The sequence below is a fragment of the Kiloniella sp. genome (genome assembly GCF_048259265.1).
In the GTDB taxonomy this organism is placed as follows: Bacteria; Pseudomonadota; Alphaproteobacteria; order Kiloniellales; family Kiloniellaceae; genus Kiloniella.
In genome coordinates this window covers 47,752-62,177 of sequence record NZ_JBLXHT010000015.1, presented here as the reverse complement: position 1 = coordinate 62,177, position 14,426 = coordinate 47,752, and the positions used below count along the sequence as shown (strand labels likewise).

Sequence of the window (14,426 nt, the reverse complement as noted above, 5' to 3'; positions counted from 1 at the left end):
GTGAAATATATTCATAAAAAAAGCCCCGCATAAGCAGGGCTTTTTCACATCAGGGTTTACCACCTATGGGGTCAAGCATACAGCCTAACTTTGCCAATTCATCTTTGTCATCATCTTGATAGGCCTCATGACAGCTGAGGATTTCAGACACTGATTTGGCGTAAATCACATTCCATTGCGCTTCGGAATGAAAATTTCCTACGGGCATAAAATGAGACGCAGGATAGGTTTGAGCCCAGGCGTTGGCATTGGGAATATCCGCCATTCCCACGGCTTCTTCGGTGGCCTGACCGCTGGTGAAATCAACACCAAGACGGTGACACCCGACACAAGTGTTGTCACGAGTACTTAAAGAAATTGGTTGCCACTTTTGAAAATCCCGGCCCAGGTGTTTATACCAGCCTTCTGGGTCTGTCGGAACTTTGTCCCAGACTTGCCCAATAAAAGGACTATACATAAAGGGGTCATTATCATGACAATTTCCGCAACCGTCGTCTGAGACTTCTTTAGGTGTATTCCAGAACTGTTTGGCCTCTTCATAGTCCTCAAAGGGTGCCTTTTTCATCGGCGATGGTACCAAAGACCCATCAATGGGAAGTCCGTTTGAGCCTGTGGCTTGAAACCAGCAAGTACTACCATCTTTAGCTGAGTGTGCTACAACATCGATTTCATCGTAATAAATACTGCTTGCTGTTCTGATTTTCTTTTGCCTGCACAGAACAGCAACTTGATTATCACCTTCTGATAGATCGAGCACCCGTGAATAAGGAACACACTGTCCATCAGCATCTTTGCCTAGGGGTAATAACGACGGACGATCACAATCCATGTCCTTATAGTATTTATCAGGTGTCTCCCCACCATTAATAGTGATTGGAATCATCGTACCCGTCTGACAATTAAAGGCTGGAAGATCTCTTATCGCTTCGGCACACATATTTCCATAAGATGCCAGATCCTGCCCTTCTTGTTGCTGTTTCGGCTGATCGCTTGGGGTACAGCTAAGAAGAAAAAGGAGTGATGCACCGGAAACGCTTTTAAGGAATGTTTTCATCATGCCACCATCCCCGGCTGCTTGAGAATGGCAGCCTTAACGGCCTCATAATATCGAATATAGCCTGTACATCTGCAGATATGATCTTTCAAGGCATCATCGACAACTTTATCCAACGAAGACCTTGGAATGGGATTATCCGTTAATCGATCCCATAAGGTCATTGCCGCCATCAAAAAACCGGGTGTGCAGTAGCCACACTGAAAAGAAAAATGATCCAAAAACTCTTGTTGTAAAGGATGTAATTTACCATCCTCGGCAACGCTTTCTACTGTATAGACTTCGACCCCAGACAAGGAAGACAAGGGTGTTGAGCAAGCAATCATTGGCTCTGACGGTGCCCCAGGTTGTCGCCGGACAGATACGGTACAGGCGCGACAGACACCAATACCGCAACAAAATTTTGTGCCTGTCAGATTTAAATCTTCCTGTAGAAAATCAATGAGCGGTAAATCAGCCTCTTCCTTTGAGGCATGAACCGTTTTACCATTTACGGAAAAAGAGATATCAGCCATTTTTATCCATCCCCTTGCGAATTTTTTCTGCTGTTATGGGGAGATCACTGAACCGCACCCCCGTTGCATCATACAAAGCATTTGATATTGCCGGGGCCACAGAACACATCACAGCTTCTGCAATACCCTTGCCCGTTTTGTCATGTTTGAGAGGTTCAAGGGTAATGAGTTCCTGACCGTCTAGCGCCACATCACCAGCACGGGGGACGAAATATTGATTGAGGTTCCAGTCTCCATCTGCTGGCCCGCCCAACCCCGGTGGCATATCTTCTAACAAACTATAACCGATGGCCATTGCAACACCGCCCTGACTTTGTCCTGACACTAACTCTTCCGTGATAATTTTACCTGCGTTTAGAATTGATAAAGATTTTCGAACAACAGCTTCCCCGGAAACAGGGTCAACCGTTAAACCGATGATATTCCCACAAGGCGCAAATGTTGTTCGGGAATAGCGGGACGATGCTGGTGATGGATAAACACCACTATTTGCAATGCGTCGGATAATTTCAGGCGTGCTTTGACCCGACGAATAAACAGCTAGACCATCAATTTCCCAATTATGGGTAATGCCCTTAACATCAAAATCAGCCTTTACCCAATTTTCTTGAAAATATGCGTGAACAAGAGCCGCTTTAACACGTCCTGAACGATAAATAACATCCGCAATAATATCCATAGGGATTGGAGGGAGATCCATGTCTTTTGCGTATAGTCGCTCATTTTCCCAGATTAAATCATCTGCGGGAATATTTGGTAATCCAAATATCTCTCGAGCAACAGGAACGATAGCCGTGTCAAATAGGACCTTCGAAGCTTGATTAATGGCATGCACCTGGTGAAAAGCCGTAAGACAAGCACTGGACGACCCAACCCCGTTTGCTGTCCAATCAGGTTCTTTCCACGATCCTTTACTTGCAGTATTCATCTTGAGTACAGGAAATAAATCTGGGTTACCCATGTCAATTTTTGACGCATTGCGCCCCAAATGATCTGCCGTTGATACGGCGAGTGTTGTTGCAGAACCATTCCCCATATCAACGGCATTTGTTTTCACCGTCAACAGACCTGAACGATCAAGCTCTACATAACCGATAAGGCCATCACCAGAAGTACCAAAAGCCTGCATGGACATTGCAAAACCAACACCATACAAAAGGCCATCCTTGCGCCAACGTTCCTTTTCTTTTTTCTGGTTCTGCCAGATATCATGATTTTCGGACTTATCGAGAATTTCGTGCAGACGTAGCTTTTCTGTTATAGGTCCACCAACGACAGTATTGTCATATTCATCGAGAGTGTTCTTACGTCGGAGCTCTATAGGATCCCAGCGATTGTCTTTTGCAACCTCATCAAGAAGGGTCTCAATGGCAAAGAATGCTTGTGGTCCGCCAAAACCGCGTTGTGATCCCCCGGATATATTTTTTGAATACATCGCGTTAGAATTAATAGCAGCACGGGGGATACTATAAGACCCGCCTGCGCATAATCCGGCAAGCTGGGCTACCCATGGGCTCAGATTTTCTCTCCCGCCACCGTCAAAAGACATCATCACATTCAGAGCCTGGATTTTACCTTCATCGTCAACAGACAGACTTTCAGTCAATTCGCAAGCATGACGCTTTAGCCCGGCTTGAAATTGCTCAAAGCGATCGTATGCCAACCGGATCGGTTTTCCGCCTGCATAAGCGGCTGCAATTGCAAGGTTTAAGGTAAAGACAGAGCTGTCTCGCCCGCCAAAGCCACCACCAGGATAACACGAAATGATATTGACAGTCTCGACTTGAACGACGGGGTTATCCCCAGTAAACATCTCCAGCACGTCAGTCATATCCCCGTCAGGAGATTGCGTGCCGACCAATAAGTTCAGGGTTTTATTCGCAGCATCATACCAACCAAGTCCATTCTCTGGCTCCATAAACATGGGGTCCATTGCCTGCATGGAGCAACTGGTGTCATAGGTTTTCCATTCTCCAGAAGCCATTTGTTCTTGGATGCGAACTCTATGCACCAAAGCTTGTTCCGAATAATTATTATCCCCTCCATTTTGCGCGTAGGAAAAGACGTCTTTTCCTTTTTCATTTGATGCTACACGGACGTAATTTGTCAGAGGATTAAAAGGAAATACGGGTTTGTTTCTTGGTTTTTTGTCATAAATAACAAAATCAGAATTAAACTGGATCGCTTTTTTGGTCGCTCTATAATCTTTACGATCCTTAAAGATCAAAAAAGCCACAGGCTGGCCATAAAAACTTGCTCGCTTGCCCTTAGAGACAATAAAGGGCCAAGTCAGCGCACTCGGCCTTTTAACTTTGACATCCTGCATGAGAGGTTGGTTTTCTGGCTCTTCCTGATCCTGTAACTTATTCGGACGCAGGACTTCACTGATAATCTTTTCGCCGTAAAGAACTTCTATAGGTTGAGCATTCTCTGGGATTAAAGACAGGTCTAAAGCTTTGAATGGATTGTTAACATCCGTCGCCCTGACAATCATCACCGGACGTTCTTCTTTGGGCCACCCAGGCAAATTCCACGCATGATAATCACGGGCAAAAACTTTCTGCCCCGTAACTTTGACCAATCCATCAACCCTATACCGGGCTTTTCCGGGTGATTTTGACCAATCGCCACTATTTAAGGATGTTATCTCGTCCGTTTCATCCGCAAGCAGCTCTGTGACGGGGATCATGTTTACGGTAAACGATACCCCTGCTACGGTTTTAATGAAACTTCGACGCGTCATAGAAAACGCGGTATTTTTCATGAATTCCCCCTGAGAAAAGATTATGGGTAATTGATTTACCTCTTACCTTCGAGTTCCTAGTGAAGCACTTTAACTGTTTATTATTAGTAAAATTTTGTAATTATTATTCCCTTAATAAGGGAATAAGCCAAAGGCGTCATCAATAATGATAACGCCTTTGGTTATTTACGAATGATAGCAAGAAATATTTACTTGCAAATTTTAGTCGGCGAACTTGGCAATTGTCCCTAAAACTTCGCCTTTTATTTCTGTATCTTTGACGTGCATTAAAATCTTGTGGTTACGACAACCATCCCATTCGGTTGAAGGTCCGGGGTGCCCCTTAGGTTTTATCAAGGTTTGCCCAAAAGCTGGTCCTTCACAGCTTACGCGTACAGTTGCTTCAATTGACCCAAACAGTTCAGGATTTACATAGTATGCCGTTGCACAGGGGTCATGGAAATAACACCCATCGATTCCAAATGCGCCATTATAGAATTTGAAATATAAATCTGCTGCATCAAGCAAAAAACCACCAATTCTAGGTACTTTTTGAGCGAGTTCTTCAGCTTCTTTTCTGTGTAAGGTAACTTGATGGGTAACATCAAGCCCCGCCATGACCATGGGCCAGTCAGCCCGAAATACGATATCCGCCGCATGGGGATCGTTGAATATGTTCGCTTCTGCAACAGCAGAAACGTTTCCATATTCTTTGGCCGCACCGCCCATAATAATGACTTCTTTAACTAAGGGGGCAATATCTGGTGCCATACGAAGCGCCATTGCCAAATTTGTTAAAGGCCCAACGGCAATAATGGTTACTTCGCCCGGCTGTTTGCGTACTGCATCAATTATGAACTGCGGAGCATATATCTTTTCAATAGCACCCTTGGGATCAGGCAAGTTAATATCGCCAAAACCATCAGCCCCGTGAATAAAGTCTGGAAAGCCTTTATGAGGTGCCACAAGAGGACCAGAAGCACCTTGAAAAACGGGAATATCCTGACCAGCCATTTCCACCAGAATTTTTGCGTTCTTGGCGGCGGTCTCTACTGGAACGTTTCCAAAAACAGTCGTCAAACCAATCAGGTTAATTTCAGGATGATAAAGGGCATGATGTATTGCAAAAGCATCATCAATCCCGGGATCGGTATCAAAAATAACAGGATTTTTCATTTTATTAATCACTTATTGTCTCTAAAAATTGTTTCACCTCGGCAGAGGTTGGAATGGCAACTGAAGCGCCGGGTTTTGTCACCGCTAATGCCGAAGCAGCACTGGCCCTTAACATCGCGTCTTTTAAAGATAATTCTTGTGAAATAGAGGATAGTATATATCCGACGAAGGTATCTCCCGCCCCTGTTGTATCAACGGCCTCAACTTTAAACGACGAAACTTCAATTGTTTCATTTGCAGAATAGCAAATGGCGCCTTGCGTACCTCTGGTTATAATAACCACTGGGCAAAGTTCGGCAAGTTTGCTCAAATCTCCCTGACACTTTGTTTTTGCAAGTTCTTCTGCTTCCAGATCATTTACAATCAACAAATCCACGAGATCATAATCGATTTCTTTTGCTGCACCGTCAAAGGGCGCAGGATTAACAGCAATGCGCGCCCCCTTTTCTTTAGCCAATGAAATCATCTTATCCAGATTAGGCATTTCATTTTGAAAAAGGACCCAGTCTCCTTTTTCAACCTTTGTCAGCTTGTCAGATAAATTATCCATACTGAGTTCATGATTAGCGCCTGCAAAAAGTAAAATACAGTTTTCTGCATTATCATCGACCTGAATTAAAGCATGTCCTGTTGCAACAGATCCAACTTCGATCGCTGACGTATCAATTTTTGAAGATTTCAGTTCTTCAATGATCCAGGTATGATCATCACCAATCACGCCAATATGCTTCACAGATTCACCGGCTCTGGCTAGGGCAACAGACTGGTTCGCGCCCTTCCCACCTAAAACCCGTTGATAAGACTTGCTTGATAAGGTTTCACCCGGTTTCACAAAATAAGGAACACGATAGACGTGATCGACGTTTATCGAACCAATGTTGATAATTGTATTGTGCTTCACGAAACTCTTTCTGAATAATGCAATAGTTAGCTGATCATACACAGGTCCATAAAAGCCAGACAATAATTTTCTGGCTGGTAAAATTTTTGATTTTATCCTGTTTAAACAAACCACCAATGTCTTAGAATATTATCACCGATATCCCTTGTTATTATTGACTATCAAACTACTTATCAATATAATTTCAAATGAAACTATTATCTTATTTAACTTAACCAAGGGTTACACACGATGAAGAAGTATCACCGTATAAAAACGACCCTTAGTTATGCTGTTTGTGCTTTTCGCCTGATGGCACGCACAAAAATTCTTGCCCCCTATATAGTAATGACAATAGGGCAAACTCTATCCAATGAAAACAGAGGCTTATCCAGAGGATCCCCTCAGTAACAAAGTTAGAAACACCCTAATTTTGATTACTTTCTATGGATAAAAAAGATGACCACAATGAACAAAATGGCTGAACGTTCAGATTTGTTTGATAATCCAATGGGCCTGAATGGCTTTGAATTTGTAGAGTTCGCTGCTCCAGATCCGCAGGTTCTTATTGATCTATTTACAACAATTGGCTTTACGCTTGTTGCAAAACATCGTTCAAAAGATGTTGATCTCTATCGTCAAGGCAACACAAACTTTATCCTGAACAAAGAAAAAAACAGCCCGGCCTATTATTTTGCAGAAGAGCACGGCCCTTCCCCCTGTGGTATGGCATTCAGAGTGGATAACGCACACCAAGCTTATAACAGAGCTCTGGATCTCGGCGCGCAGCCACTGGATATTCCTTGCGGTCCAATGGAACTCAAACTTCCGGCAATCAAAGGGATTGGCGGCGCACCGGTATATTTAATTGATCGATACGAAGATGGCTCTAGCATTTACGATATCGATTTTGAGTACTTACCGGGTGTTGAGAAAAATCCTGTTGGCTATGGCATGGATATCATCGATCACCTTACCCATAATGTATATCGTGGTCGCATGGCCTATTGGGCTGAATTTTATGAGAAGTTCTTCAACTTCAAAGAAATTCGTTTCTTTGATATTAAGGGCGAGTACACAGGTCTAACATCGAAAGCGATGACGGCACCTGATGGTAAAATTCGTATTCCACTGAACGAAGAGTCTTCCGCAGGAAAAGGCCAGATCGAAGAATATCTTATGAAGTTTAATGGCGAAGGTATTCAGCATATCGCGTTAACAACACCGGATATTTACAAAACAATATCAGATATGCGCGCCAATGGTGTTGAGTTTATGGATGCACCTCCAGAGACCTACTACGAAATGCTGGATGAACGCCTCCCCGGTCATGGCGAAGATCCGGAAAAACTTAAAAAACTCGGTATCCTATTGGATGGCGCAACTGAAGCTGGCGATCCGCGTCTTTTGCTTCAAATCTTTACCAAGTGCGTGATCGGCCCAGCTTTTATCGAAATCATTCAGCGTAAAGGTGATGACGGATTTGGCGAAGGTAACTTTAAAGCCCTGTTTGAATCAATCGAACGCGATCAGGTTAATCGCGGCGTGCTAAAAACAGACTAAACTCTTATCGTCAAAAAAATAAAGGGCGCTTGATTTTATAATCAGCGCCCTTTTAGTTTTGATAACAGTCTTTTGCTTATTTTTATGCGCATTCTGCATCCATCTGGTTTTCTGGACGGGCTTTATCGAAGGATTCTAGTTTGAGACAGTGTTCTTCAATTCTTCTTATTTCAGGAAAATCAGTAACGGGTATATCAAAACGATGCGCATTATAAAGTTGCGAAATCAGGCAGCAATCAGCCATCCCCGGTTCAGAGCCAAAACAATATCGCCCCTCTGACTGACGTGTTTTCAAACGTTGCTCAAACGCTGATAATCCCTCTAGAACCCAATGCGCATACCAAGTGGATTTCTGATCTTGAGAAAGTAACATTTCCCCTGCTAAATACTTTAGAACCCGTAAATTATTTATCGGGTGAATGTCGCAACAGACCAGTTGGGATAAACTTCTTATAAACGCTCTATCCGCGGCATTATCTGGTAATAACTTATGCTGGGGTAGAGTTTCATCCAGATACTCGATGATTGCCATCGACTGCGTTAGTATCTCGTTTTCTTTTGTTTCCAAAGCTGGGACGAGTTTCTGCGGATTTATTTCTTTATATTTATTACCCAACTGTTCACCGCCGTTTCTAACAAGGTGAACAGGGATTATGTCGTATTCAACTTTTTTGAGGTTTAAAGCAATTCGAACACGGTAAGCCGCCGTTGATCTCCAATAGCTATAGAGTTTCATAAATTAGATATCCTCGACCAGTTTATCTGCGCCGAAGCATTTATCTGCGTTTTTCAACACACGAGCCATAAGGTTCTCTAGCGTTTCTTTTTCACCGTCACTCAGACCATTAAGGATTTCCTGCTCACGTTTTAGGACAAGCGGGATAAGTTCCTGAAGCGTGTCATTACCCTTCTCGGTCAAAAGTAAATTCACCTTACGCTTATCAAGGTCATCCACATGACGTTCTATGAATTCTCTTTCCAATAGTCCCTTAATTGCTCTGCTAACCTGAACCTTATCCAAACTGGAATAGTCGACTACTTCGCTGGCAGAAAGTGGTTGGCTATTACCCAAAACAACCATTACACGCCATTGATAAACAGTCAGCCCTTTGGACTTTGTATAAACCTCGGCAACGGATTGACTTACTGAGCGGTAAAAAACACGGACTTTATAAGGAAAGAAGTCTTTTAAATCTAAAACTTCATTATCTGGGTTCGTTGTTTTTTGATCTGTCATTTCGTCTTATTCGCCACGTTTTTAAAAATTGAGTTACTTGCTTTTTTCTTCTTCAACAAATTGACATTCCCGTTGCTAATCCATCAACACAGCAGGAAGCCAAAGGGATAGTGCCGGGAAAAGGATCAAAAGAGCCAGCCGCACAACATCCGCCATCAAAAATGCGACTACGCCTCGGCTAATGGTTTGTAATTTTAATCCCGGTGTCCCGGCCATGATAATAAATAAGTTCATTCCCACAGGTGGTGTAATTAAACCAACCTCTACAACGGAAACCATAATCACACCGAACCAAATCGGATCAAAACCCATGTTGGTAATCAAAGGATAAATAAAGGGTAGCGTCAGCAAGATCATTGATAACGCATCCATAAAACATCCTAGAATGACATAGAAAATGATCAAAAAGATCAGAATTGTATATTCATTCCATCCTAGTTCTCCTACGTAAGCGACCAAAGCTTGCGGTAGTCCTGTTGTCTCGACAAAGTAATTGAATACCGCGGTTCCAATGAGGATCATAAAGATCATACCTGTTGAACTCGCCGTTTCTTCAAGACATTCAATGAATGTATGTCGATCCATTTTTCTTTTTAGAAGTGCAAGAATAAAAGCACCAATTGCCCCAATTGCCGCAGCTTCTGTTGGCGAGAACCACCCTGCATAAATGCCGCCAATAACAACGGTAAACAACAGAATAACAGGCCAAACATTTAGCATAGCAACAATGCGTCCAGACCAATCAACAGGCGTATCTGCCGGGGCTAAGTCTGGATTTCTAGCCGTTTTTATGCGCACAGCAAGCATATAAAGTATCGTGGCAAGCAACCCGGGAATTAGGGCCGCGGCAAAAAGACGACCGATCGATTGTTCAGTCAAAATTGCATAGATAACCATAATTACGCTAGGAGGGATTAAAACCCCAAGTGTTCCCCCAGCAGCAATTGTTGCACTTGCCAAGCCATCATCATAATTCCGCCGACGCATTTCTGGCATTGCGACACGGCACATTGTCGCGGCCGTCGCCAAGGATGAACCACATATGGCACCGAATGCAGCGCAAGCGCCAACCGTCGCCATTGCTAACCCGCCCTTATAGTGCCCGATAAAAGCGTGTGCCGCATCATAGAGCGCTCTGGAGAGGCCCGCTTTTGACGAAAAAACGCCCATCAAGATGAATAGCGGAATGACAGATAACGAATAAGGAAAGATTGATTCGAATGGAACCGACCCCATAATAAAGGCCACGGAATCAAAACCGTTTATGATCAAGCCACCGACCATACCAACAATACCCATAGCTATGGCAATGGGCACCCTGATGGCTATCAATCCGAAAAGAACAGCGAAGGCGATAAGGCCAATTGTTGTGTTATCCATTAGCTCTTAACCCGATTTTCATTTGATGGATCTTGTTCAAGACCAAACATGTTAATAAGGCTGTTGATTAATAGGCCGATCGAAACTACGCCTGACAAGGTTGCGCCAAGCAAAAGTGGTATCCAGTAATAAATCATCGGCAAGCCGAGGGTGATAGAGATATCACCATACTGATGCTGCTGTTCAGCTTGTAAAAAACCAAACCACGCTATTGCACTCATAAATGCAGCGCAAAATAACATCCCTAAAGCTTGACAGAAAATAGCTACTTTTTCTGGCAGCCGTTCAGAAAGAATAGCCACAGCAACGTGGCTTTTTTTCAAAAAGGCATAGGGAATTGAAAGATATGCGGCCGAGATAATCATCAATTGAACCAGATCAATCGTACCATAGATTCCAGCATTATCTATCTTTCTCAAAACAACATCTGTCGTTGTAATAAGCATAGCGCCCAACAGAAACAGGACACCTATCCAAGCAACATATTTAACTAATTGGTTGAAATAATTTGATATAATAATAATCATGATTCACACGAACAGTTTTATGATATTTTAGAAAATGATCGTCCTAATCAAGCATTAGAACGACCATTTCAAGAATAATTATTGCTCGTATTTCGCGATGGATTTTACTGCAGCATCGTAAATTTCTTGTGCATTCTTCACACCCGCCTCTTCCAAGTTTTTTAGATAAGTGGCTGTCGTTGGTTCTAAAGCAAGACGCCATTCGTCCCTTTGGCTATCGTCAAGAATAACGACCGGGCTTCCTTTTTTCTGTATGTCTTCAAGTCCGGGCTTATCCCAATTATTCCACCATGGCCCAAACTTCGCGACAAGGGATGCACCGGACATGTCATCAATAATGGCTCTGATCTCTTCCGGTAACGCGTTATACTTTTTCTCGTTCATAATGAAATAAAAACTGGTTGTGTAAGCCTTGGCATCAAGATGATAATCCAGAACCTCGGCAAGCTTAAACCCATGAACACCGTCGTAGGGAAAGATCGTACCGTCAATCACGCCTTTTTGAAGATTTTCATAAACCTGTGTGGGTGGAAGTCCAATCGGTGTTGCTCCCAATTGTTTAAGCATCATAGATGTCGCCGCAGAAGGTGCGCGCACCCGAAGCCCTGCAAGATCATTCATGGTTTTGACTTGCTTGCCTCTTGTATGAATAAGGCCGGGGTTATGAGCATGTAGGGCTAGAACCTTTAGGCCTTTGTATTCTTCGGCAAGATAGGTTGGGTACAAATCCCATAACGTACGGGATGCCGCATCAGAAGATTTTGTCAGAAAGGGTAAATCCATAATCAAAGTACGTGGCAACCGACCACGTGGAAAGCCCGTGAGACCATGAGAAATATCGACGACACCAGCTTTTACTTGATCATATTGCTTTGCGACATGCCCAAAGGCAGATCCCGCAGGAAAGATCGTTACCTTGACTTTACCCTCACTCCGTTCTTCAAGCTCTTTTGCCCAAGGTTCAAGAAACTGGGTTTGCGTTGGATGAGACGACGGTAAAAAATGGCTAAGCTTTAATTCAAATTCTGCCCCGACAGCATTTGAAAAAATAGCCGTTAATGCAGTACTTGCAACTGTTGTCAGCGCAATGAGTGTACGTTTCATCCTGTAACCTTCCTGCTCTTTTATATTTCTGTATGCCTACAGATCTTTAAATTATTTATATGCAGAATGAGTATAGTTTCATATGAAACTATACTGCAAGCTATTCTTCAAGTTATAGGATTGATTCTAATTTACATGTGATCTCTTGGAATGGATTTCTGATAACTGCGGCTAAAGATTTCATTCCCTTCTTCGTAGGCAAGCATTTTCCCTGAAATTTTAAAACTGTCCGCTCTTAAAATCATTGAAACTTCAGTTTCCAACTTGATAGACCAATCATCACGAGACATATAGCAACACCATTGTGAGTGCGCTTGTGCCCCCAAGGGATTATCTGGGCTTATGGACCATTTTACAAAATTCGTGTGCCGAACGCGCAAAGCATGATTCGGAATTTCTGTCGTCCCTGTGTCATCTTCGGTGATGTAGTGCGTCAAGTTACCAGAAAGATCTTTTTCAACCCTGCGGGCCGTTTTAGAGGGTGTTATCTCTTTGTATAGAGGTAGTGGGTTGGCCTCTTCTGGTTCAGGCATGACAATTTCATCATCGACAACCCTTTGATTGCCTATTGCCCTGACGGGCAGTGAAAGAGCAGTATTTTTATCCAGAGAAATTGAGGCCGTCACATGATACGGGGACGGCATAATCAAAGGCCAATAGGCTGTCGAGATTGAAACCCTTATTTTGTGCCCCGGTAAAAAACGATAGCCAATGTGATCCAAGGTAACTGTAACACCTTCCCTTTGCCCTGGTACCATTTCCTTTGGCTTTTCGTTGTCCTGTCGATGCGCCAGGTTCAAAACCCCGAAACACACACGATGGGAAACACCGTCAGGATGCACATCGATTAATCGAACAGCCAGGTTTCCTAATGGTGCATCAATTGCCACGTCTAAAGATAACGTTGGTTGGCCAAGGATCTCAATGGCGTCACTCAGAACATCTGTTTCAAAGACCAAAGATCCCCCGTCATCAATACGTTGATCGCCCGGCGTTTCTGTATCTGGTTTAAGCGCAAAGACCTCGCCACACGCGATACCCGTATCTTCAGGAGAACAAATAGACATCTGCCCCTCAGCATGACTGGTCTTTGAGAGACTGTGATCAGCGTTCAAGTACAGCTTTTGAAATACGATGCTATCAGAAGGCCAGACATTTTCAGCAACCCATCTCCCCTCTTCGTGTTCTCGCCAACGTGAAGGCGTGACGTTTTCAGAAATATAAGCACGATAGGCTGGTAAATTTTCTGCATTATTCTGCTTTCCACAAAGCCAACGGTCCCACCAACGCAAAGCTTCTTGGTGGAAATCTGATCTGGGGTGCGGATAAGCAAAATGCGGGTACTTGTGTACCCAGGGACCATTAATCGCTTTAGCAAGACCCGGCTTGTTTTCTGCTGCAATTGGAGGCGCATTTTTATAAGCGTCAGCCCAACCGGAAATTACCAAACTTGGAATTTCCAAAGCATCATAATCCTGTTCAATAGAGCCATGCTTCCAGAAGTCATCATAACATTGATGAGATAACCATTCATCGAGGATAAAGTTTGCGCCCTCTAAGCGCTCAAGCCACATATCCCGCCATTTATCACCAACCAAGACTGGATCGGGCGGACGGTTAGCATAACATTGCATTACACCAGCCCAAGACAGGTTAGAATTCAAATGGCAGCCGCTTTTATAGTGGATATCAGCATTATAACGATCAACGGTAGAACCGATAGATATGACAGCCTTTAATGGTTTGGGTCGTAGGGCCGCAATTTGCAAAGCATTAAAGCCCCCCCAAGATATCCCCATCATACCTAGCTTGCCGTTACACCAGACCTGTCTTGCAATCCAGTTAATCGCCTCTACGCCATCAGAAAGTTCACGGGGGGAATATTCATCGTCAAAAACACCGTCAGATTCACCAGTACCAGATATATCAACACGGACGCCTGCGTATCCTGCTCGGGCAAAAACAGGATAAGTGCTTTCGTCCCTTTGTGCCGTACCATCACGCTTACGATAGGGAAGATACTCAAAGATCGCAGGAACAGGTGTAATCCCCCCCTCTTCACCCTGCGCCAAATCGGGCATCCAGATACGTGCCGATAATTGTCGACCATCCTTTAGCGGTATCCAGATATTCTCCCAGACGCAAAAACCATCATGTTGAGTAACATTTGATCGGGGTTGAAAATTTATCGCCATATCGCACCTCAAAAAGCTATAACTGGAAATGTAAACAGTCATCAAAAAAACT

12 protein-coding genes are annotated in these 14,426 nt (G+C 43.6%); 1 reads left to right on the top strand and 11 read right to left on the bottom strand.

The genetic code is table 11. The annotated features are described in order from the left end of the window. Positions 1-49: 49 nt before the first annotated feature. The 5 genes from ACN0QW_RS18285 to ACN0QW_RS18265 form a co-directional block, all read right to left on the bottom strand. A complete protein-coding gene (locus ACN0QW_RS18285) occupies positions 50-1,057 on the bottom strand; it encodes a hypothetical protein (protein WP_299379693.1) in 1,008 nt (335 codons plus the stop codon). Beyond that, the gene (locus ACN0QW_RS18280) at positions 1,054-1,569 is read right to left on the bottom strand and encodes a (2Fe-2S)-binding protein (protein ID WP_299379690.1); all 516 of its coding nucleotides are present in this window, start codon (positions 1,567-1,569) and stop codon (positions 1,054-1,056) included. The genes ACN0QW_RS18285 and ACN0QW_RS18280 overlap by 4 nt, the downstream gene beginning before the upstream one ends. Then, positions 1,562-4,333 (bottom strand): xanthine dehydrogenase family protein molybdopterin-binding subunit, encoded by a 2,772-nt coding sequence (locus ACN0QW_RS18275; protein WP_417433553.1) that lies wholly within the window; start codon positions 4,331-4,333, stop codon positions 1,562-1,564. Before ACN0QW_RS18275 ends, ACN0QW_RS18280 begins: the two co-directional genes overlap by 8 nt. Before the next feature lie 201 nt (positions 4,334-4,534). Next, the gene (locus ACN0QW_RS18270; RefSeq protein WP_417433551.1) at positions 4,535-5,488 is read right to left on the bottom strand and encodes a nucleoside hydrolase; all 954 of its coding nucleotides are present in this window, start codon (positions 5,486-5,488) and stop codon (positions 4,535-4,537) included. A 4-nt stretch (positions 5,489-5,492) separates the two neighbouring features. Next, positions 5,493-6,389: a ribokinase gene (locus ACN0QW_RS18265; protein WP_417433549.1), complete on the bottom strand. Its 897-nt coding sequence runs from the start codon at positions 6,387-6,389 to the stop codon at positions 5,493-5,495. 438 nt (positions 6,390-6,827) lie between these two features. Here ACN0QW_RS18265 and hppD point away from each other — a divergent pair, with 438 nt between their 5' ends. Next, a complete protein-coding gene (hppD, locus tag ACN0QW_RS18260; protein WP_417433547.1) occupies positions 6,828-7,931 on the top strand; it encodes a 4-hydroxyphenylpyruvate dioxygenase in 1,104 nt (367 codons plus the stop codon). A gap of 82 nt (positions 7,932-8,013) precedes the next feature. Here the strand turns inward: hppD and maiA are convergent, their stop codons facing one another. The 6 genes from maiA to ACN0QW_RS18230 all read right to left on the bottom strand — a co-directional run bounded on the left by maiA (position 8,014) and on the right by ACN0QW_RS18230 (position 14,374). Next, complete coding sequence (maiA, locus tag ACN0QW_RS18255) at positions 8,014-8,667, bottom strand: maleylacetoacetate isomerase (RefSeq protein ID WP_417433545.1); 654 nt, start codon at positions 8,665-8,667, stop codon at positions 8,014-8,016. 3 nt (positions 8,668-8,670) lie between these two features. Then, on the bottom strand, positions 8,671-9,168 hold the full coding sequence (locus tag ACN0QW_RS18250; protein WP_417433543.1) for a MarR family winged helix-turn-helix transcriptional regulator: 498 nt from the start codon (positions 9,166-9,168) through the stop codon (positions 8,671-8,673). 75 nt (positions 9,169-9,243) lie between these two features. Next, a complete protein-coding gene (locus tag ACN0QW_RS18245; RefSeq protein WP_417433541.1) occupies positions 9,244-10,548 on the bottom strand; it encodes a TRAP transporter large permease in 1,305 nt (434 codons plus the stop codon). Continuing rightward, the gene (locus tag ACN0QW_RS18240) at positions 10,548-11,075 is read right to left on the bottom strand and encodes a TRAP transporter small permease (protein WP_417433539.1); all 528 of its coding nucleotides are present in this window, start codon (positions 11,073-11,075) and stop codon (positions 10,548-10,550) included. Before ACN0QW_RS18240 ends, ACN0QW_RS18245 begins: the two co-directional genes overlap by 1 nt. 78 nt (positions 11,076-11,153) lie before the next feature. After that, positions 11,154-12,179, bottom strand: a complete 1,026-nt coding sequence (locus ACN0QW_RS18235; protein ID WP_417433537.1) for a TRAP transporter substrate-binding protein — start codon at positions 12,177-12,179, stop codon at positions 11,154-11,156. Between the two features lie 131 nt (positions 12,180-12,310). Then, a complete protein-coding gene (locus tag ACN0QW_RS18230) occupies positions 12,311-14,374 on the bottom strand; it encodes a CocE/NonD family hydrolase (RefSeq protein WP_417433535.1) in 2,064 nt (687 codons plus the stop codon). Positions 14,375-14,426 lie beyond the last annotated feature (52 nt).

What these genes read in the sequence shown, in the direction of transcription:
- hppD (WP_417433547.1), top strand. Translation starts at nt 6,828, where the DNA reads ATGACCACAATGAACAAAATGGCTGAACGTTCAGATTTGTTTGATAAT.
- ACN0QW_RS18250 (WP_417433543.1), bottom strand. Translation starts at nt 9,168, where the DNA reads ATGACAGATCAAAAAACAACGAACCCAGATAATGAAGTTTTAGATTTA.
- ACN0QW_RS18230 (WP_417433535.1), bottom strand. Translation starts at nt 14,374, where the DNA reads ATGGCGATAAATTTTCAACCCCGATCAAATGTTACTCAACATGATGGT.
- ACN0QW_RS18240 (WP_417433539.1), bottom strand. Translation starts at nt 11,075, where the DNA reads ATGATTATTATTATATCAAATTATTTCAACCAATTAGTTAAATATGTT.
- ACN0QW_RS18270 (WP_417433551.1), bottom strand. Translation starts at nt 5,488, where the DNA reads ATGAAAAATCCTGTTATTTTTGATACCGATCCCGGGATTGATGATGCT.
- ACN0QW_RS18280 (WP_299379690.1), bottom strand. Translation starts at nt 1,569, where the DNA reads ATGGCTGATATCTCTTTTTCCGTAAATGGTAAAACGGTTCATGCCTCA.
- ACN0QW_RS18285 (WP_299379693.1), bottom strand. Translation starts at nt 1,057, where the DNA reads ATGATGAAAACATTCCTTAAAAGCGTTTCCGGTGCATCACTCCTTTTT.
- ACN0QW_RS18245 (WP_417433541.1), bottom strand. Translation starts at nt 10,548, where the DNA reads ATGGATAACACAACAATTGGCCTTATCGCCTTCGCTGTTCTTTTCGGA.
- maiA (WP_417433545.1), bottom strand. Translation starts at nt 8,667, where the DNA reads ATGAAACTCTATAGCTATTGGAGATCAACGGCGGCTTACCGTGTTCGA.
- ACN0QW_RS18275 (WP_417433553.1), bottom strand. Translation starts at nt 4,333, where the DNA reads ATGAAAAATACCGCGTTTTCTATGACGCGTCGAAGTTTCATTAAAACC.
- ACN0QW_RS18235 (WP_417433537.1), bottom strand. Translation starts at nt 12,179, where the DNA reads ATGAAACGTACACTCATTGCGCTGACAACAGTTGCAAGTACTGCATTA.